Here is a 20,406-nt window from a genome sequence, read left to right as displayed (position 1 = left end):
GATAAACAAATATTTTATTTATCAATGAATCAAATATATCAAATAAAAATTTTAATTATGATAGCAAACTTGCTTTATCATTATAAATATTACAATTCAATGAATTTAAAACAAACTTGTTAGTAAGCGTGTTGAAATAACGCTAATGTCACATAGTTTAAAATTTAATATGGACGTTAATATTAAATTATATTTTTGCTTATAAAACATAACCAATTATGCTGCCAAACATTGATTTTACTACCACTCAATCTTATAAATACTTAGCCGATCATTACATCGACGTAGTATCAGAAAGCCTTAAAGGATTATTCGATTCTGATAATGAGCGATTTGCTAAATTCTCGGTTCAGTTTGAAGATATTCTGCTTGATTACTCTAAAAACCGCGTTACCGACCAGACTATAGCTTTATTGCTACAGTTAGCTAAAGAATGTAGGCTAAATGACGCAATACACGCCATGTTTAGCGGCGAAGTTATTAATGCTACAGAAGGCCGCCCGGTACTGCACGTTGCCCTGCGTAACCGCAGCAACACGCCAATCTTAGTTGACGGTAAAGATGTAATGCCAGATGTAAACAAGGTATTGCAGCACATGAAAGAATTTAGCGAAGCCATCATCTCCGGATCATGGAAAGGCTACACCGGCAAACCTATTACCGATGTGGTGAACATTGGCATAGGCGGCTCTGACCTGGGTCCCGTGATGGTTACCGAAGCGCTTAAATCATACAAGAACCATTTGAACCTGCACTTTGTATCAAATGTTGACGGCACACATATTGCCGAAACGTTAAAAGGTTTAAATGCCGAAACCACGCTGTTCCTGATCGCATCAAAAACATTTACCACCCAGGAAACCATGGCAAACGCTCATAGCGCCCGCGACTGGTTTATTAAAAGCGGTGGCAAGGATGAGGATGTTGCCAAACATTTCGCGGCATTATCAACCAATGCTGATGGTGTTGGCAAATTTGGTATTGATACCAAAAATATGTTCGAGTTTTGGGATTGGGTTGGTGGCCGCTACTCTTTGTGGAGTGCCATTGGTTTATCAATTGCTTTAAGCATTGGCTTTGAAAACTTTACCGAGCTATTGGCAGGTGCTCATGCTATGGACAACCACTTTAAAACTGCCGAACCTGAACAAAACCTGCCGACTATATTAGCTTTGGTAGGCATCTGGTACAATAATTTCTTTGAGGCCGAAACCAACGCTATTTTACCATACGACCAATATATGCACCGCTTTGCCGCATACTTTCAGCAAGGCGATATGGAAAGTAACGGTAAACATGTCGATCGTAACGGCAATCATGTAGAATACTCAACCGGACCTATTATCTGGGGCGAACCGGGTACTAACGGGCAACACGCTTTTTACCAACTGATCCACCAGGGCACTAAACTGATCCCTTGCGATTTTATAGCGCCTGCACAATCACATAATCCGCTGGGCGAGCACCATACTATGTTGCTGTCAAACTTCTTCGCGCAAACCGAAGCATTAATGAATGGTAAAAGCCATGAAGAGGTAGTAGCCGAACTGAAAGCAGCTGGTAAGTCGCCTGAAGAAATTGAGAAACTGGCACCGTTTAAAGAGTTTGAAGGTAACCGCCCTACCAACTCTATCCTGGTTAAGAAAATTACACCACACAGCTTAGGGTCATTAATTGCCATGTACGAGCATAAAATATTTGTACAAGGTATTATCTGGAACATTTACAGCTTTGATCAATGGGGCGTTGAACTGGGCAAGCAATTAGCCGGAAAGATCTTACCTGAGCTTAGAAATAACGATGAGATCAAATCGCATGATTCATCAACCAACGGCTTGATCAACAAGTATAAAGCCTGGAGATAATCTTTGGTTTGAGTCCTATAAAAAAAAGCTCTCCGGAATCCGGAGAGCTTTTTTTATGCCCTAAGATTTTTTCTTCTTCTTTAAGAACTTCATTAAAGAAGCAGGTAACCCTCTCACAACGTCTATCTGGTATACATGAGGCCATCTTTTACCGGTAACAAAAACACGCTTGCCTTTTGCATCGTAGGCTATACCGTTTAGCACATTTTCTTTAGCATCAAATCTTTTAGGTCTTTCTTCGTAAGGGAAGATATTAACCATATTTAAGGCTCTGTCTACTGATCCGGTCTTTGGATCAATTACAACAAATGTATCGTACCCGTAAATGTTGGCATATATCTTACCATCAATATACTCTAACTCATTTATTGGCGGCAGAGGCCTTTGATTGTCGAAGGCATCAATATAGCCCCTGTTTTTATAGTTGTTTTTATCGAGCAGCCAAATACGGTTATTACCATCGCTTACGTATATTTTACTGCCATCAAAGGCGGCACCCCAATTTGCATTAGCAGCTTTAGGGTTAAATCTACTTAAAAGTTTCAAAGTGTTTTTGTCAAACACAAAGCCAGCGGTATCGTTCTGTGCAAACGCAATAATTTTATCGCCAACAATTGTATTGCCTTTTAGGTAGTGCTTATCTACTTTTTGGCTAAGCACAACTTTTCCGGTTGTAATATCCACCTTTCTAAGCTCAGAGGCTTTTGTAGAGTCACCGGTTGTTTCGTATAAAAACCCATCTTCATAAGATAATCCTTCTGTATTAGCTGTCGAATCATGCGGGAATTGTTTGACGACAGTGTAGGTCCATTGTTCCGGCGCATATTTTGGCATCTTCAAAAAGGAAGTTTGCACATTTTGTATTTTACCATCTTTATACACCTTTGCAGTAACATCCCGTTTGCCCATATGCAGCGTATCGGTTTTTATGCTGATCACGGACGAATCCTTCCTTACGCCTACGCGTATTGAATCTAAATAATACACAACCGAGTCAGGACTGTAAGATTTTTCGTAACTGACATTGAAAGCAAGCGGTTTATCATTAGTGGAAAGAACCCCTGGTTTTGGGGAAATGGTTATATTTTCAACTGCACCATTTTTGGATTTACAACCTGCCGCTAAAATAACTGCGGTACCAATAAATAACATTGATGTTTTCTTCATAATTTATTCAGCAAAAGGAAAATGTTTTCCCTCTTTATATGGTTTAATCTTATAATTAGTTTATACGGGCAAATATAGTAACCGCGCTTACATTAACAAGGTAATGTAAACTGTATTATTTCTTTACTAAACTTATTTGGTAAAGATGCGGCCATTTTTTGCCGGTAACAAACAGGCGTTTGCCTTTTTCGTCCCAGGCTATGCCGTTTAGTACGTTTTCGCCTTTATCAAATTCTGTCCAGTTTGCCGGGTACTGCGACTTTGGTAATAAATTTTTCATATCGGCACGTTGTAACACGGCGCCGGTTTTAGGGTTGATAACTAAGATGGTATCAGTAGTATAAACGTTGGAGTATAGTTTACCGTCGATGTATTCTAATTCGTTTACTTTCTCGATAGGGCCTTTATCATCATAAACATCAATAAAGCCGGTTTGATGGTAATCATTTTTATCTAAAAACCAAATACGATTGGTGCTATCATCAAGATACATTTTGTTGCCATCATAGGTTACGCCCCAACCCTCAACACCAACGTTGTTTGTGAAGGTTTTCTGCAACTTAAAAGTATTCTTATCAAACACATACCCTATTTTCTCAGTGTAAGTAAACATCACGATCTTATCGCCGATGATAGCACTGCCTTCGCCAAAAATTTTAGGGTCTATTGCCTGCCTTTGTACAACTTTGCCTGTTGTCAAATCTACTTTACGTAAATCTGAGGTTCCTTTGCTACCAGTGCTTTCATATAAATAACCATCGTGGTATAACAGACCTTCGGTATAAGCGCTGGTATCATGTGGGAATACTTTTTCAACCTTATAGGTCAATTCTTCGGGTGCTTTGGCAGCCATCACCACAACATTGGTCGATACGTCCTGCGCCTTGCCTGCCTGGTACACTTTAGCCGTGATCATCCTGATGCCCATAGGCAATCTATCCGTTTTAATGCTAAAAGCCGATGAATCTTTTTTAGATGATAACCTTACAGAATCCAGCAAATACACTATCGAGTCGGGCTTTACCGCCCCGGCATAGTGCACATTTACTTTGATGTCAGTACCCGCTTTATAGCTTGTACCGGCATCGGGGCTTATAGTAATGTCACTGCCGGTATCGGCAGTTTTGTTTTGACAGCTTTGGCAGCTATAGATAATAAGCGCTAAGGCAGCAATAAGCAGTATCGATCTGTTTTTCATAATTATTAGGCAGATGGCCAAAACGCATCTTCAATATGGTTTAGCCGGTAACTTGTTTCGTTTTTAAATAGTATGGCAATAATATCAAAGCGCACTTCGCCCTGGTGATCCATCAAAAAAATGTATTCGGCGGCAGCATCGGCCAGTAGCTTTTGCTTGCGTGTATCAACAAAATCTTCGGGCTCGCCAAAACCGGTGCCGGTGCGCGTTTTTACCTCGGCAAATATAATAACCTTGTCCTTATAAGCAATAAGGTCAATCTCGGCTTTTCCGTGTGTCCAGTTCTCGTCAAGTATCTCGTAGCCTGCCTGTTCTAAATGCGTTTTTGCCAGGCTTTCGCCCAGTCGGCCCAGGTCATTGTGCTGCGCCATTATTTCAAAATAACTGATCCCAGGTAATCAGATATGGTTTTCTCTACCTTCTTCATCCGCATGTATTGGGTAAGCAATATATCCTGGTCTTCATCAGTTTTAGCGTTTTGCAGTTCAGTACGTAAGTTATCCAGCATTTTGCCAACCTTATGCATTTTTAAATGGAATATGGCACTTAGTATGGTAGCTTTCATATTGGCCTGCTCATCGCTCACCAGGATCTTATGCATCTCGTACCAGTTTTCACTTAACGTATATTTAGTGGCAATTAGTGTAACCACCAGGTCAACAATTTCTTTGTCAGGGTAATGGATAAAATGCTGATCCTCGGGCAATACGCCGTTCTCCACCTCTTTGCTGTAGATCTCTATAAACGTTTTAGCCGCCGGATACTCAAACTCCACGTCGTTCAGTTCGGCAATCATAAACGGGCCAATGTAGGTGTTGGCAATGCCATCCCAGTCTATCATCTTATTGCCGTACAACAGCAGCAGGCGTACTATCTCCTTCTCCTGCGAGTAGGTTTCTTTAGGTTCTTCTTTAGGCTCCTCAACTACCGGGTAATCCTCAACCGGGGTTATCATGCGGCCATTGGGTTGCTGGCTGTCCTTTTTGGCTTTGGCCTGCCGCATTTTATTCAGTTCGGATAGCAGTGCGCGCTCGTCTATCTGCAACAGGTTGCTGCATTCTTTTATAAACACTGAAGCCTTTATCGAATCGGGGATCTTAGCAATACTCTCAACGATATCCCTGATCACCTCTGATTTCTTTATGGGATCATTACCGGCCTCTTTAAGCAGCAGGTTGGTTTTGAAAAGGATAAAGTCCTTCTTATTGTCCTCTATGTGCTTCTTAAAGCCGTTGGTACCTACCAGTCGAACGTACGAGTCGGGGTCATGCCCGTCAGGGAAGAGCACTACCTTTACGTTCAGCCCTTCTTCAAGGATCAGGTCAAGTCCACGTACTGCCGCCTTTATACCCGCCGCGTCGCCATCATATAAGATGGTGATGTTTTTGGTTAGGCGGCCTATCAGCCTGATCTGCTCAACAGTTAGCGACGTACCCGACGATGCCACCACGTTCTCAATGCCCGCCTGATGTACCGATATGACATCTGCATAGCCCTCAACCAGATAACAGTTATCTTCTTCGCGGATGGACTTCTTGGCGAAGTATAAACCATAAAGCACGTTTGATTTATGGTAGATCTCCGACTCGGGCGAGTTGACGTATTTGGGCACGTTCTTATCGCTTTTCAGCGTCCGTCCGCCAAAGGCGATCACACGACCTGTAAAGCTATGGATCGGGAACATCACGCGCCCGCGGTAACGGTCATACAGGTTACCGTTATCACGCTTTACCGACAGGCCGCTGTCTATCAAAAACTCAGGCTGATAGCCCTCTTTAATAGCCTGGCCGGTAAAAGCTTCCCATTGGTCGGGCGAGTAGCCCAGCTCGAACTTCTTTATGGTATCGGCAGTAAAGCCGCGTTCTTTAAAATAACTCAGGCCTATGGCTTTACCTTCGTCGGTATCCAGCAGGCTTTCATGGAAGAACTTAGCAGCGAACCCCGATACGATCATCAGGCTTTCACGCCGGTTCTCTTCCTCCCTGTTCTCGGCAGTCTCTACCGTTTCTTCAACCTCGATGCTGTATTTCTTGGCCAGCCATTTTAATGCTTCGGGATAGGTGAACTTCTCCAGCTCCATCAAAAAGGTAACGGCGCTGCCGCCCTTGCCGGATGAGAAATCTTTAAAGATGCCCTTTGCCGGCGACACCGTGAACGAGGGCGTACGCTCATTAGCGAACGGCGACAGGCCTACATAGTTGGCGCCACGCTTTTTTAACTGCACAAACTCGCCTATCACCTCCACAATATCTGTGGCTTCCATAATCCGGTCGACAGTTGATTTTAGTATCATACGTTAAAATGCAAATGTAGGGCAATTATTGATTGCCATAAATAGCGAGAGGTAATTTACGCATTTTATTTAAAGCTTAGCTATGGCCGGGGTGTGCCACATGAATGTGCCCCGGGTGGTACACTTTAATACACTCGTTTTTGCAATGAACTGGTAATAAAACAGTTGATTTCTTAAATCCGGTTTCATGATACAGTTTGGAACACTTTTTCTGACTTATAAGTATTTTTTCAGAACATGGTTTACTGACAAAATAGCGCCACCAAACAATCCGGTAAAATAGCGATGGGTTTAAAACCCATCGCTATTTTACAGAAACCGCTTTTACCTGCTTCGGCTTCAAAAATGTTATCGCTATCCCAACCAACACGATCACACTGCCCATAATTTCCATCAGATCAAGCCGCTCGCCCAACATAAACACCGCTAACAGGCCTGCAATAACGGTTTGGCTAAGTAAGGCTATAGCGACTTTGGTAGACTCTAAAAAGCTGATGGCATAATTAATGGTGATCCACCCGGTTAGCTGGCAAATGATACCCATACTGATCAGGCTGCCCCAGGTATTCAGGTCGTAATGAAACAGGTCCTTACCTAATAAATTGCAGATAATGAGTAAAAAAACACCTGCCGCCAGCATGTTATAAAACATAAACGGAACTGTCGCAATCCGTTTTAAAATATCCTTGGTTATCAGTATATAAATAGAGTACAGCAAACTGGCCGCTACGGCGTAAATCATCCCCAGGCTTAATTTTAAATGAATAAAATTGCTCACGCCAACCAATACCACCATACCGGTAATGGCAATGCAGGTACCTGTCCAGAACAGCCAGCCCGATTTCTTTTTAAACAACAGGTAGCTTAACAGGCCTACCCAAACGGGTGCCAGGTTGGCCAGCAGGGTTGACACGGTTGCGCTGATCAATTTTAGCGACAAATTCCAGGTAGCTATATCGCTGGCGAACACCATACCGCCTATCAGCGCCAGCAAAATATCTTTACGTGCCATGGCCAGGTTCTTTTTGTAAAGACAGTAAGGCAGCAACAATATCCAAGCGAAGAAAATGCGGTAAAAAGCACAGATTATGGGCGGGGCATCTGCCAGCTTTACAAATATGGGCGAAAACGAAATACAGATGATGCCGATAACCAGGCTTAGTTTGGGATTCATGACAGCGCAAACTTACCATTTTGCCCGATGAATAAAGAGCGTTATCATCGAGATGGCACCTCGAAGTGCGATGACCTTACCTGCTATGGTTCGACGGGCTCACCACGACCGGCCTTTTTAGTAGTTTAATTATATAGGAAGTATTTTTATGCGTTTTTTATCTTCATCCAAGACGATCAATGCACCCTTTTCTAACAGATCAGAATAATTTGTGAGTGTAGTGAAAAGCATGGCTGACAAATTTTTGATAGTTACGTTCTGAGTTCTGACTTGTATAACGCTGGGTCTATTAGCTTTAGTCAATGCCAATGCTGTGCCGAAATCCAGATCGTGAGTAAATATCACATAATCTTTTTTTACAGCCCAATCTATAATTATTTCGTCGGGTGCGTCAAACCTGCCAACTTCAGACCAATGAACGGCTTCAATTTTATGAAGTTTAAATTCCTGAACCCATTCAGGAGATAAATTCATATCAATTAATATTTTCATGCCGTGGCAAGCGGCACTTCAATTTCTTCAGATCGCCAGGCTGCATATGATAAAGCCGCGGTAATATCTTCTGCTTGCAAATAAGGATACATTTTTAAAATACCTTCGTTAGTTTGACCAGAAGCCAGTAAACCGATAATAGTACCAACAGTCACTCTCAAGCCTCTTATACAAGGCTTGCCCCCCATTACATTTGGGTTTAAAGTTATCCGTTCCAGGTTTTTCATTTTTTACTTCTTGCTATTATTCAAAGTTAAATAATAAATAGCAAAAAAATCAATGCAATGTATTTGAGCTAAAAAGGACAGCACAGACTATTGGCTGTACCATTATACAGTAAATCTAAGTTTTAAAAACTTCGTAAGTCTAATCGTATAATAATTGTAATTTAGCCGCTCTAAATTTTTTACAACAATGAGTCAGCGTATTAAGATCAAAGCATTATTAGAAAGCACACAAACAGATATTGATGTAACCGTTAAGGGGTGGGTACGTACCTTCCGCAACAATCAATTCATCGCTTTAAATGATGGCTCGACCAATAATAACATACAAGTTGTAGTAGATTTTGAAAACACCGACCCTGCCCTGTTAAAGCGCATAACCACCGGTGCCGCCATTAGCGTGTTCGGCTTGCTGGTAGCGTCATTAGGTAAAGGGCAAACGGTTGAAGTTAAGGCAAAAACAATTGAAATATTAGGCGACAGCGACCCGGAGAAATACCCGCTGCAACCTAAAAAACATAGCCTTGAGTTTTTACGCGAGATAGCGCACCTGCGTTTCCGTACCAATACTTTCGGCGCTATTTTCAGGGTGCGTAACAGCCTGGCATTTGCTATACACCAGTTTTTCCAGGAGAAAGGATTTGTTTACCTGCATACACCGATTATTACCGCCAGCGATGCGGAAGGCGCCGGCGAGACATTCCACGTAACAAACTTCGACCTGGATAATGTACCAAAGGCAGACGGTGGCGAGGTTGATTTTAAACAGGATTTTTTTGGCCGTGCCACCAACCTAACTGTGTCTGGTCAACTGGAAGGCGAACTGGGTGCGATGGCGCTGAGCGATATTTATACCTTCGGCCCTACTTTCCGTGCCGAAAACTCCAACACTACCCGCCATTTGGCCGAGTTCTGGATGATTGAGCCTGAAATGGCCTTTGCAGATATCGTGGATAACATGGACACCGCCGAGGCATTACTGAAATATGTGATAGCCTACGCGCTTGATAAGAACAAGGACGATATTGAGTTTTTAACCCAACGCTTGCTGGACGAAGAAAAGCAAAAACCGCAGAATGAACGCTCTGAAATGAGCCTGACTGAAAAGCTACAGTTTTGTTTAGCTAACGATTTTGAGCGTTTGACTTATACTGAAGCAATAGAGATACTAAAAGAATCGACCCCGAATAAAAAGAAGAAGTTTCAATACCCGGTTGAGGGCTGGGGCACCGACCTGCAATCAGAACATGAGCGTTATTTGGTAGAGAAGCTCTTTAAAAAACCGGTGATACTGACGGACTATCCTAAGGAGATCAAATCATTCTACATGCGTCAGAACGAGGACGGCAAAACCGTTGCAGCTATGGATATTTTGTTCCCGGGCATTGGCGAGATCGTAGGCGGATCACAACGTGAAGAACGTTTGGATAAGCTGGAAGAACGTATGGACGACCTGGGCATACCAAAAGACGAACTATGGTGGTACCTGGATACCCGCCGTTTCGGCGCCTGCCCACATGCCGGCTTTGGCTTAGGCTTTGAGCGTTTGGTGCTGTTTGTTACCGGCATGGGCAACATCCGTGATGTGATCCCTTTCCCAAGGTTCCCTAAGAACGCGGAATTTTAATTTTTTGGATTACACCGATTGGCTTTTGATTGCACCGATTTTGTTTGATCAATCGGTGTAATCTCACTAAAATAATCGGTGGAATCTTTCTTAAAAATCTGTGTAATCACTTTAATATTATGCCAACCATCGAACTCATCACCGAGATCAACGCCCCTGCAAAACGCTGCTTTGATCTGGCAAGGAGTATCGATCTGCATTTAATATCCACCAATCATACCGGCGAAACTGCAATTGCAGGCAGAACATCTGGCCTGATCGAGCTTAATGAAACAGTTGCCTGGCGGGCCAAACATTTCTTTATCTGGCAAACCTTAACCTCGAAGGTTGTCGAACTTAAATCGCCGCATTTTTTTGCTGATGAAATGGTTAAGGGCGCTTTTAAAAGTTTCAGGCATGAGCATTACTTTTTTTATGTGGATGGAAAAACTATAATGAAGGATATTTTTATGTTCGAGTCGCCATTTTGGATTCTGGGTAAGCTGTTTAACCTGATCACCCTGAAAGCATACATGACCAGCCTTTTAAAGCAGCGCAACCTTGTGATCAAGCAAGTTGCCGAGTCGGATAAGTGGGCTCAATGAGGAACCTGCGATGCAAAAACATCCCCCTTGCTTTTTTGTTGTGCATTAGCAACATCTTAATTACCTTTAGTTTATGTTCAGCAACGCCATCACCAAAACTTTTATCCCAACGGTAAAACCTGCCGCGGCCAGAACTTTTTATCGCGACATATTGGGTTTAACTTTTTTAAGTGAGGATGATTACGGGATGGAGTTTAACGCGCATGGTACTTTGTTAAGAGTAATTACTGTACCAACACTTAAACCACAAATATTTACCGTTTTAGGCTGGAACGTGTCTGACATTGAAGACAGCATAAAGCAGCTGAATGAAAAAGGCGTTTATTGCGAAAAATACAACTTCGACTTTATGAGGCAGGACGACTTAGGTATCTGGGTATCGCCCAGCGGTGCCCGGGTGGCCTGGTTTAAGGATGTGGACGGCAATGTTTTGTCGCTGACGCAGTTGTAATAACCTATCTTTAATAATGGCAGATAAACATGATTTTTCGGGAATGACAGTTAATGAACGCTTATATGTCAGCGGGCAAAGTGACAATTATCGTGACGCCGTAAAGAAAAAAGATCTGAATACTGCTATTGCTATACTTAAAACAATTGAAATAGGCGATGGCAACATCAAAGCTGTTTTAAAATACGACGGTTTCATAGTAGAAGATAGTTAAATACGTTACCTAACGCCTATTCAAGCATCTTCGCTTGAATACTTTACGTTGTGAGTGTCCACACTCACTTAAACATATCGCAAGCGTTGACGCTTGCTTCGGCAGTTCAGTTAAGCGTGGACGCTTAACCGGCCGATGGAGAAAATGGACGTGGACAGGATAAAAGCCGTGAACGAAGCAGTGATTAAAGAAAGCTATAAAATAGTGCCGAAAGTTAAATAAGCTTATAGTTATTATAACGTACGTAGCTTGAGCATTCTTAAATAAAGGGTGTCATTTCGATAGAGCAATGCGGGGGAGGTTGCGGGAAGCCGCGAAATAGAAATCTTATACAAAATACAGTGCAAAAATGCTTGATGTAAAAGATTTCTCCTCACTCCAAGGCACAATACCCCTCATGTTCGTTCGAAATGACAATGCGGTTTTCTTATCCCGAACTAACATTATATTTAACCCCGATAATAGCTATTATTTTTTCCCCGCGTATTTTATCCGTAACTGTTTCACCAGCCTTACGCCTCTTTGCATCAGGCTGCCCTTCCTGTTTTTAAGGAAACGCCTGATGGCGATATGTGCCTGCTGATTTTCCTTTATTTCTGTCGGGAAATTTTTCACCGGCTTTTGGGCGATGTTAACGCCGTACATGTGTTCGATGTTTGAGTGTACGCCCGTACCGTCATGGCCTATGTTATGCACCAGTGAGCGCGAGGGATGCAACGCAAGCCCTCCTTTTAGAAATATGGATGCGTACCACCTTATGGCCCAGGAGTTGTTCTTACCGGCCTTAAACTCCTGGATCTGTTTCCAGAAATTCATGGTGCCTTCTACCGAGAAATCGTGGATCTTTTTTTTGTCGAACTGGTCTATCAGCTTATCAATATCCGGTTCAAAATTTTTCCAGGCGCGTGCCCAGGTGGCCCAGCCCCAGCTGGTGGCTATGCGGTAAAAAAAAGCATCGGGCAGGGTTTTATCGGCAAGGCCATACATATATGCCCCAATGTGCATAACCGACTCATCGTTTTCGTACTTGGTAAGGGCCTCGTTAAAATATTCAAGGGTATAGGGCGATGTGATCAGGTCGTCCTCAAAAACAATAACTTTTCCAAACTCGTCCACCAGTTGTGTAACACCGCTGATGATGGAATTGGCAAGCCCGCGGTTTTCATTTCGTGCTATTAACTTCACCGATTTAAAGCCTACGACCTCTTTAGCCAGATCCCTAACCTCGTTGATCTTTTCCATATCGGCATCGGTCCGTGGCCCGTCAGAAAAAATGAACAAGCGCGACTCGGACGCCAGCACGTTTTTTTGCAACGATGCCAATGTACGGCGCGTATGATCAGGCCGGTTATAAACAAACAAGGCTATAGGGGCAAGCTTCTGCATTTAAAATATCTCGGGCTGGTGGTCGGCTTTTTTACACAGAACGGTATAATAGTTGGCAAATTGTTCTTCCATTTTTTTACCGAATACCGATGCGGCAATTTTCTTCACGTTATGCTCAAGGTCTATCTTCAAACTACTTATAAAGTTCTTCGGCTTTTTTAATGTCTCAAAAGTATAAAACTTGGTCACCTCGGGCGCAATGGTATCGGTAAGGTCCTTTATTACCTCCAGCCCTTCTGTAGCCAGCAGGTAACGTAAAGAGGTTGGCGTGTACATATTAATATGTCCGTAAGCCAGGAAATGTTTAATGCGGGTATCCACCCCGAAACGGTAATCGCGCGGCACCTCAATTACCACCATTTTGGCAACACGTTTTAATTCGCGCAGCAGCAAACGCTCATGCTCTACATGCTCTAACACATGGGTAAGTATGATCAGGTCCATGCTTTCATCGGCAAAAGGCAAATGATAGCCATCAAACTCCTGTACAGATTTGATACTGGCAATGTTTCTTTCCTTGATGCGTTCAACCCCGCTGGCAGATAGCTCGACCGCGTGATATTCTGTCGCGAAGCCTTTATCGGCAAGTAGCTTTAAAATAACACCGTCGCCTGCGCCAACTTCAAGCACTTTGTTAAAGGTATAACCCTTACAAACGGTTATAATATGCTCAACCTTGTATTTGGCACCCAACATGCGCCATGTTTCGTCATTATTTTCATAATAACTGTCATAAGCCGTTTTAAGGTTTTCGCTGCTGTTAACTTCCTGCATGGCCGGATATCAATTGTTATTTTTTAAGATTTAAAACTTTGTTAATTACCTGGTTTACGTCCTCTGATATTTTAAGCAGATAGGCTAACACTATGTAAATCGCCCCTACTATGGCCGACCGTAAGATCATATCAATATAAATATTATGGCCAAGCGGCAAATACAAGCCTGCCAATAAAGAGATGGCGCTTATTACCAGGATCAAAAAATGTGTCTTATCAAAAGGCTGCAACCCAAATTTTATTTTTACAAATATCCAATATAAAAAATTGAGTACAAACATGGTCAGCGAGTAAGAAACAGCAGCACCCATCATACCTATTTTAGGGATAAGCAACCAGTTTGACGCCACGCAAAAAATCACCGACCCAACTATAAAATAAGTAGTGTACCTGTAATATTTAGACAGGTTAACAATGTAACCATTAATACCGCCGGTTATATCTACTAAAAAACCGATCCCTATTACAATAAACACGTTAAAATATTCGGTAAATTCATTTACATGCTTATGCAGCAATGCCTTCACCAAAAAATTCTTATTTACAACGATACCGATAAATAATAACGCGCCGATAAGCATTTGCATTACCGATGTTTTGTAATAAATCTTCCCAATTTTAGGCAGGTCATTATCGGCCCAGGCCTGCGCTATAATTTGTAATGATGTGCGATTTAATGCTTTTGCCGGCAAACTGATCACTACCGCTATGGCGAAGAATGTAGCATAAACGCCAAGTACTTCCAGCTTCTGCGTTTTGTTGATAGCTATCAGCATGATATTATCCAGGTTGACGATCAACGCTGCCGAAGTGCTGCTTAAGAGCGTGTAAAAACCATACTTTACAAACTCGTTTCTTTTATTTAAGATCTGCGGGGATATGCGGGCTATTTTAAAATCGCCCCCCTTATAAACTGTGAATAATAGTATAGCTACCATAGCCACGTTGGCAGCCATGTATATAGATAAGAAATCGTGATAAGTGATAAGTGATGCACCTATTAACAATACGCCTGCCATTGTAAATAGCCTTAAAAAAACCTCGTTTAAAAACGAGGAAAGCACATTTTTATAAACAGTCATAGCCAGGCTTTCTATTACCGTATAAACTAAAGTCAAAAATGAAAGCGGTATCAAATAGTAAAAATATCTTACCAGTAACTCTGCACCATTTTTGCTTTTATTATAATGGATAATAGAATGTTGGAAAAACAGAAATATCAGCGTAAATAAAATAAAACTTATGGTACACCAGGCTATTACAAAGGTGACAAAGCCACCATGCTTTTTATCATCGCTGCGAAAATGCGGCAAATATTTAAAGATGATGTTTTTTATACCTACCGATGCTATTTGTGCATACAGTGCAGTAATAGTATTCATGATGGTGAAAAAACCAATTTCTTCGAGCGTTAATATATGCTGAAATAAAACTATCAGGTTTAAGAAGCCAAGCGCGGTACCGGCATATAAAATAATGCTGTTGTAAAAGCCTTGTCTCTTTAATAAGTTCATTTAATACTTTTTTGTATAACACTGTCAAGCAATGCTATGCGCGATTTAATATGATAATTGAGTATCATGTGTTCGCGGCCTGCTTTGCCCAACTTAACCGCCAGCTCCGGCGATCCGGCTAATTTAATCATTCCCTGCGCCATGCCCTCAATGTCATGTTCGGCAGTTAAAAAGCCGGTTACACCATCAACAACAGCCTCTTTAATACCCGCATGGCGTGTTGATACTACCGGCAAACCGGATGAAGAAGCCTCCAAGACCGAAACCGGTGTACCCTCGCTGTCACCATCGGCAGCTATTACCGAATGCTGCACATAGGCACGCGTATTTTTTATCAGGTCTTTGATCTGCACCTTGTTCAATACCCCGGCTAAAGTTACCTGCGATTGCAGGTTTAAGTCGGCTACCAGTTTTTTGGTATCTTCAAACAGGGGCCCATCGCCGACCATCCATAACTTGGCAGCAGGGAATTTATCGGCCACTATTTTAAATGCTTTAATTACCGATGATGGTGATTTCTTTTCAACAAAACGCCCTATAGCTAAAAAATTAATGGGCGAGTTTGAAATATCCATCAGCGGAAAATCCTCTGTATCCACGCCGCATGAAGCGTTGTAGATCTTATCCGCAGGCGCACCCATTTCTTTCAATGTCTCAACCATATCTGCCGATACGGAGATAAAAGCACTGGCGTATTTAAAGGCTTCCTGGTAAAGATCTTTGTATTCTGAAACAGCGGCGCGGTTATATACATCGGCACCGTGGTAATGGATGATCAACGGAATGCCGGCTTGTTTACAGGCTTCTGTCACCATTGCGCCTACCATGCCATATTCGGCAAATACAGCATCTACTTTATGGTCAACCAGGTAGTTTTTTAAGGCGTTTGTCCTTACGGCTATACTTTTGCGTTTTAATATCTTTTTCTGGAACAGGTAGCTTAACAGGCCCCATTTTGATTTGATCAGCGGCTTATCTTCATTATCATAAACAGGGAAGGCGCCGCCATACAGTACCAGCCTATTGCCGGCCAGCATGTCGATATGTGCCTGTACAAATGTTTCAGAAAACGAGGATCTATTAGGCTTTATAATGCATAATGTGTAGCCGCTATCCATGTTTATCCTAATTTGCGGCGAACAAAAGCCTTACGGAAATAACTGCCAAATTTGGCTTTTGCCTTACCTATTATTCTTTCTGTACGCTGTGCCGCGGTTACCGGTTTTGGTGTAAAGAACGCGGTTAAAAAGTCATCGCTTTTTTCAAGTACGATGTGGGTGTAATCGGCGGTATGCCAAACATCTTTCTGGTGATATAGTATCACCTCGGTACCTGTATCGGCTGCCAGTTTGCCTATTACACTAAAGGTGATATGCTCATCAACCGGCTGCATGGTTTCAGGGCGGTTAACCAGGCACCATTTAAGGTTATGTGGTGTTGGTACGGTAAGTATGATTTTGCCTTTATTCTTTAATATTTTAGCCAGGGCGGCGTGTACTGCGGGCCGGTCTTCAACAGCTATATGCTCGTAAACATCCATAAAAACGATCAGGTCAAACTGGTCATCTTTGAAAGTTTCGGGTGTTAATATGGTTTCTCTAAAATCAAGCTTATCATCCGCGAACAGCTTTTGTGCAATCTGGATAGACATGGTACTGATATCTATACCGGTAACATGTGCGTTTGGCCATTGCTTGTGCATACGGTTACAAATGCTGCCCATACCGCAACCTACCTCTAAAATACGTAAGGGTTGTTTCGGCGCAAACTGCATAATAGTTTTCCATCCAAACTCAATGCGGGGGTTAACTATGATATAGTCGTTCAGTTTATATTTTACGTGCTCGTCATAATATGACACTACGTTTTCACGGTCTACTTTTTCTTCCATTTATAAATACGAGGAATAGATTTGATTTTAGTCGTTCACAAAAGTACTTAAATATTCATTATAGTGGTTTTTGGGCAACCACAATGTACAAAGCACTGTCACGATCGCGCTGGGCCTGCGTGTGGATCTTATCAAACAGGTTAATAATACCCTGCATGATCACAGACCAAACCGGCACCAAAAATTTGGGCAGTTTAAACAATACGCCATCCTGGAACAATTGCATTCCGCTGGCGGTAAGGCCCAGTACACCAGTAAATGAACTGATGTTAAAGGCTTCTTTTTCGACGGTCTTTCTCAACCCCGCCCCTGTCCAACGCCAGTAATCATTGGGCGTTGGGTGATACAGCCAGTAACCATGTGTGGTCAGGATCATAGAGCCGCCCGGCTTTAACAAGCGCCAGGCTTCCTGCAAATAACCTTCGGGCGAGTCGACATGCTCCAGCACCTGGTTCGACAGGATGATATCTGCATAGTCATCAGGCAGGGTGGTTTTGCTGTCGAAATCAATATGATGATCGGCTTTGGGGTTCATTTCAAGGTCGACACCCAGGTATTTACCTACGTGAGGTTCAATAACCGGCTTGTAGGGCATATCGCCGCAGCCAAAATCTATTAAGACAAAGTTTTTATTGCTGGCGGTAAGCTCTTCAATTTTTTTAACAGTGGCGTCTCTTAATTGTGTAAGTACTACGTAACGCGGATTAAATATACTGGGGTACAGGCGGTCATTACCTTTCATCCGGCTAAGTTAATTCTTTTTTACCGACCTGTAAAAAACCTTGCTTAAAATTGGATGGGTAATGAGCGCTTCCATTAATTCTCGCTACTTATGCTTACTATAATGCTGCTGGTAGTTTACCTTGGCCGTGGTATCTTTTCGCCAAATTACCAGCGAGTCCTTTGTAAGTTTTTGCACCTCGAACGACCGCTGATTTGGCTTCCGTTTATCCAGTACAACAAGGCAGCCGGGCTGTGCAATACCCCAGGTACCCATTAACGGCGGAGGCGGAGGCATACCGTTCATCGGGGCCTGCACCAGGTTATAGCTGGCATCAGCATTTAGCTGAAAAAAGCCGGGTTGCCTTAAATAGATGGTCTTGATAACAGTATCAGGGCCGTAAGGCGCTGCAAGCGTGAAGGCGTTATCCCACCTAAACTGCAGGCTGGGCAGGTCGGGGCACTTAAATGCCGCGTAGTGCTGCGTTATAATAATGCCGCCCAATGTTTGGCGTAGCACCAATGAATCATCAGATAGCTTGATAACAGAAAAATCGCGCTCTTTGGCTGTGGCCGGGTTAAGCACAAATTCGCAATTTTTATTGATATTCCATTTGCCGTTTACCGGGTCGCCATCGCTAAACAGGCTGTAGCTAAAATCATCATTGATCTGGAAGTATCCCTGCGGATAAACAACGGTATGGCTTAGCAGCTCTTTATTGTTATTATACACATTGGTTTCGATGCTTTGCACCGCCCATCTTTTTAAATAATTAACAGAGGAATCGTGCAGGCAGATCTGCGTGTCCTTAACCTCTTTTTTACAGGCGTAGAAACACACCACTGCCAATAAAATAACCCAAACAGATGAATACTTTTTCATGATCCAGACGCGGCTGCAAATGTAATAATAGCTAAACAAAAAAAGAGCCGCGTTATTGCGGCTCTTTAATCTGGATAGTTAATAATTTATTATGACTGAAACTTCTTAGCGTTTATTTTACGCTCGTTTTCATTCAAATATATTTTACGCAGACGAATGCTTTGAGGAGTAACCTCGATGTATTCATCAGCCTGGATATATTCCATCGATTCTTCTAACGAGAATTTGATAGCAGGCGCTATACGTACGTTGGTATCACTACCTGATGCACGCATGTTGGTTAACTGCTTGCCTTTGGTTAAGTTGATCACCAAATCGTTATCACGGATATGCTCGCCTAATACCTGTCCTTCGTAGATATCAACTCCCGGATCAACATGGAAACGACCACGGTCCTGTAATTTATCGATAGCGAAAGCGGTAGTTTTACCGGTATCCATTGATACCAATACACCGTTTGAACGGCCCGGGATAGGACCTTTCCATGGCTCATAATCTTTAAAACGGTGTGCCATGATAGCTTCGCCGCCGGTAGCGGTTAATACGTTGTTACGTAAACCAATGATACCGCGTGACGGGATCTCAAATTCTAAGTGTTGCAGATCGCCTTTTGGCTCCATGATCAACAGGTCGCCTTTGCGTTGGGTTACCAACTCAATTACTTTACCTGCAACATCACCCGGTACGTCAACAATTAAAGTTTCAACCGGCTCGCATTTAACACCGTCAATTTCTTTAACGATAACCTGCGGCTGGCCTACCTGTAATTCATAACCTTCGCGACGCATGGTTTCGATCAATACTGATAAGTGAAGGATACCACGGCCATAAACCAGGTAAGAGTCAGGCGACTCGGTTTCAACAACCTTAAGCGCCAGGTTTTTCTCCATCTCTTTGTATAAACGATCTCGTAAGTGACGTGAAGTAACAAACTTACCTTCTTTACCAAAAAACGGTGATGTATTAATTGTGAACAACATGTTCATGGTAGGCTCGTCGATATGGATTATCTCCAGTTGTTCAGGTTTTTCAAAATCGGCAATGGTATCGCCAATATCAAAACCCTCAATACCTACAACCGCGCAAATATCGCCTGCGCTAACTTCGGTAGCTTTAACCTTACCTAAGCCTTCAAATGTATAAAGTTCTTTTATTCTTGTTTTTTGGATAGTACCATCGCGTTTTACCAATGATACCGGCATGTTTTCTTTGATGGTACCACGGGCAACACGGCCGATAGCAATACGGCCCACAAATGAAGAGTAATCTAAAGATGTGATCTGCATTTGTAATGAACCTTCATTAATAGGTGCCGGCGGAATGTTTTCCAGGATAGCATCCATTAACGGGAAAATATCTTCTGTTGGTTTCTTGTAATCAGTACTCATCCATCCTTGTTTTGATGAACCGTAAATTACCGGGAAATCCAATTGATCTTCTGTAGCCTCAAGGTTAAAGAACAATTCAAAGATCTGCTCATAAACCTCTTCAGGGCGGCAGTTCTCTTTGTCAACCTTGTTTACAACCACAATTGGCTTTAAGCCTAAAGCCAAAGCTTTTTGGGTTACAAAGCGTGTTTGAGGCATAGCGCCTTCAAAAGCGTCGCAAAGTAATAAAACGCCGTCGGCCATTTTCAATACACGCTCAACCTCGCCGCCAAAGTCGGCGTGACCAGGGGTATCAATGATGTTGATCTTAACACCTTTATATACTACCGAAACGTTTTTTGACACGATGGTAATACCACGTTCGCGTTCCAGGTCATTATTATCCAGTATCAGCTCACCAGTTTCCTGGCCTTCGCGGAAAATTGCACAGCTGTGCAGAATTTTATCAACCAAAGTAGTTTTGCCGTGGTCAACGTGTGCGATGATCGCAATGTTTCTTATTTTTTGCATGAAATGCCTCTAAAATTTGGCGCAAAGGTACGGTTAATATATGGTAATT

The 20,406-nt window shown here is 42.5% G+C and carries 20 protein-coding genes; 5 read left to right on the top strand and 15 right to left on the bottom strand.

The features are described 5' to 3' along the window. Positions 1-218 precede the first annotated feature (218 nt). Positions 219-1,865 carry a glucose-6-phosphate isomerase gene (gene pgi, locus FO440_RS09135; RefSeq protein ID WP_144247885.1) on the top strand — a complete coding sequence of 549 codons (1,647 nt, stop codon included), beginning with the start codon at positions 219-221 and terminating at the stop codon, positions 1,863-1,865. 60 nt (positions 1,866-1,925) lie between these two features. On the opposite strand, the gene FO440_RS09130 is transcribed toward pgi, so the two are convergent. From FO440_RS09130 to FO440_RS09100, 7 genes are all read right to left on the bottom strand, one after another. Then, complete coding sequence (locus FO440_RS09130; protein ID WP_144247884.1) at positions 1,926-3,032, bottom strand: glutaminyl-peptide cyclotransferase; 1,107 nt, start codon at positions 3,030-3,032, stop codon at positions 1,926-1,928. A 115-nt stretch (positions 3,033-3,147) separates the two neighbouring features. Then, positions 3,148-4,230: a glutaminyl-peptide cyclotransferase gene (locus FO440_RS09125; protein WP_144247883.1), complete on the bottom strand. Its 1,083-nt coding sequence runs from the start codon at positions 4,228-4,230 to the stop codon at positions 3,148-3,150. A gap of 5 nt (positions 4,231-4,235) precedes the next feature. Further along, entirely contained in the window at positions 4,236-4,601 is a 366-nt protein-coding gene (locus tag FO440_RS09120; protein WP_144247882.1) for a YraN family protein, read from the bottom strand. Beyond that, the gene (gene dnaG / locus FO440_RS09115; protein ID WP_144247881.1) at positions 4,601-6,523 is read right to left on the bottom strand and encodes a DNA primase; all 1,923 of its coding nucleotides are present in this window, start codon (positions 6,521-6,523) and stop codon (positions 4,601-4,603) included. The genes FO440_RS09120 and dnaG overlap by 1 nt, the downstream gene beginning before the upstream one ends. A gap of 304 nt (positions 6,524-6,827) precedes the next feature. After that, positions 6,828-7,697: a DMT family transporter gene (locus tag FO440_RS09110; RefSeq protein ID WP_144247880.1), complete on the bottom strand. Its 870-nt coding sequence runs from the start codon at positions 7,695-7,697 to the stop codon at positions 6,828-6,830. Between the two features lie 129 nt (positions 7,698-7,826). Beyond that, entirely contained in the window at positions 7,827-8,189 is a 363-nt protein-coding gene (locus tag FO440_RS09105; protein WP_144247879.1) for a DUF5615 family PIN-like protein, read from the bottom strand. After that, a complete protein-coding gene (locus FO440_RS09100) occupies positions 8,186-8,416 on the bottom strand; it encodes a DUF433 domain-containing protein (RefSeq protein ID WP_144247878.1) in 231 nt (76 codons plus the stop codon). Before FO440_RS09100 ends, FO440_RS09105 begins: the two co-directional genes overlap by 4 nt. Before the next feature lie 187 nt (positions 8,417-8,603). On the opposite strand from FO440_RS09100, the gene asnS reads away from it, so the two are divergent. The 4 genes from asnS (at position 8,604) to FO440_RS09080 (ending at position 11,289) form a co-directional block, all read left to right on the top strand. Next, complete coding sequence (asnS, locus tag FO440_RS09095; protein WP_144247877.1) at positions 8,604-10,040, top strand: asparagine--tRNA ligase; 1,437 nt, start codon at positions 8,604-8,606, stop codon at positions 10,038-10,040. A gap of 119 nt (positions 10,041-10,159) precedes the next feature. Further along, the gene (locus FO440_RS09090) at positions 10,160-10,624 is read left to right on the top strand and encodes an SRPBCC family protein (RefSeq protein WP_144247876.1); all 465 of its coding nucleotides are present in this window, start codon (positions 10,160-10,162) and stop codon (positions 10,622-10,624) included. A gap of 73 nt (positions 10,625-10,697) precedes the next feature. Continuing rightward, a complete protein-coding gene (locus FO440_RS09085; RefSeq protein WP_144247875.1) occupies positions 10,698-11,075 on the top strand; it encodes a VOC family protein in 378 nt (125 codons plus the stop codon). A gap of 16 nt (positions 11,076-11,091) precedes the next feature. Further along, a complete protein-coding gene (locus FO440_RS09080) occupies positions 11,092-11,289 on the top strand; it encodes a hypothetical protein (protein WP_144247874.1) in 198 nt (65 codons plus the stop codon). Between the two features lie 468 nt (positions 11,290-11,757). Here the strand turns inward: FO440_RS09080 and FO440_RS09075 are convergent, their stop codons facing one another. The 8 genes from FO440_RS09075 to typA form a co-directional block, all read right to left on the bottom strand. After that, positions 11,758-12,675 (bottom strand): glycosyltransferase, encoded by a 918-nt coding sequence (locus FO440_RS09075; RefSeq protein ID WP_144247873.1) that lies wholly within the window; start codon positions 12,673-12,675, stop codon positions 11,758-11,760. Further along, the gene (locus FO440_RS09070; RefSeq protein WP_144247872.1) at positions 12,676-13,449 is read right to left on the bottom strand and encodes a class I SAM-dependent methyltransferase; all 774 of its coding nucleotides are present in this window, start codon (positions 13,447-13,449) and stop codon (positions 12,676-12,678) included. It abuts the gene before it with no gap. Positions 13,450-13,465: 16 nt separating this feature from the next. Next, entirely contained in the window at positions 13,466-14,965 is a 1,500-nt protein-coding gene (locus FO440_RS09065; RefSeq protein ID WP_144247871.1) for a lipopolysaccharide biosynthesis protein, read from the bottom strand. Beyond that, the gene (locus FO440_RS09060) at positions 14,962-16,083 is read right to left on the bottom strand and encodes a glycosyltransferase (RefSeq protein WP_144247870.1); all 1,122 of its coding nucleotides are present in this window, start codon (positions 16,081-16,083) and stop codon (positions 14,962-14,964) included. Before FO440_RS09060 ends, FO440_RS09065 begins: the two co-directional genes overlap by 4 nt. 2 nt (positions 16,084-16,085) lie before the next feature. Then, entirely contained in the window at positions 16,086-16,856 is a 771-nt protein-coding gene (locus FO440_RS09055) for a class I SAM-dependent methyltransferase (protein WP_144247869.1), read from the bottom strand. A gap of 58 nt (positions 16,857-16,914) precedes the next feature. Next, positions 16,915-17,598, bottom strand: a complete 684-nt coding sequence (locus FO440_RS09050; protein WP_144247868.1) for a class I SAM-dependent methyltransferase — start codon at positions 17,596-17,598, stop codon at positions 16,915-16,917. Positions 17,599-17,682: 84 nt separating this feature from the next. Then, positions 17,683-18,459, bottom strand: a complete 777-nt coding sequence (locus FO440_RS09045) for a hypothetical protein (RefSeq protein ID WP_144247867.1) — start codon at positions 18,457-18,459, stop codon at positions 17,683-17,685. 89 nt (positions 18,460-18,548) lie between these two features. After that, complete coding sequence (typA, locus tag FO440_RS09040; RefSeq protein WP_144247866.1) at positions 18,549-20,357, bottom strand: translational GTPase TypA; 1,809 nt, start codon at positions 20,355-20,357, stop codon at positions 18,549-18,551. Between the last annotated feature and the right edge of the window lie 49 nt (positions 20,358-20,406).

Origin of the sequence: Mucilaginibacter corticis, from assembly GCF_007558865.1 — a bacterium.
Taxonomy (GTDB): Bacteria; Bacteroidota; Bacteroidia; order Sphingobacteriales; family Sphingobacteriaceae; genus Mucilaginibacter; species Mucilaginibacter corticis.
This window is presented reverse-complemented; position numbering and strand designations above follow the sequence as displayed.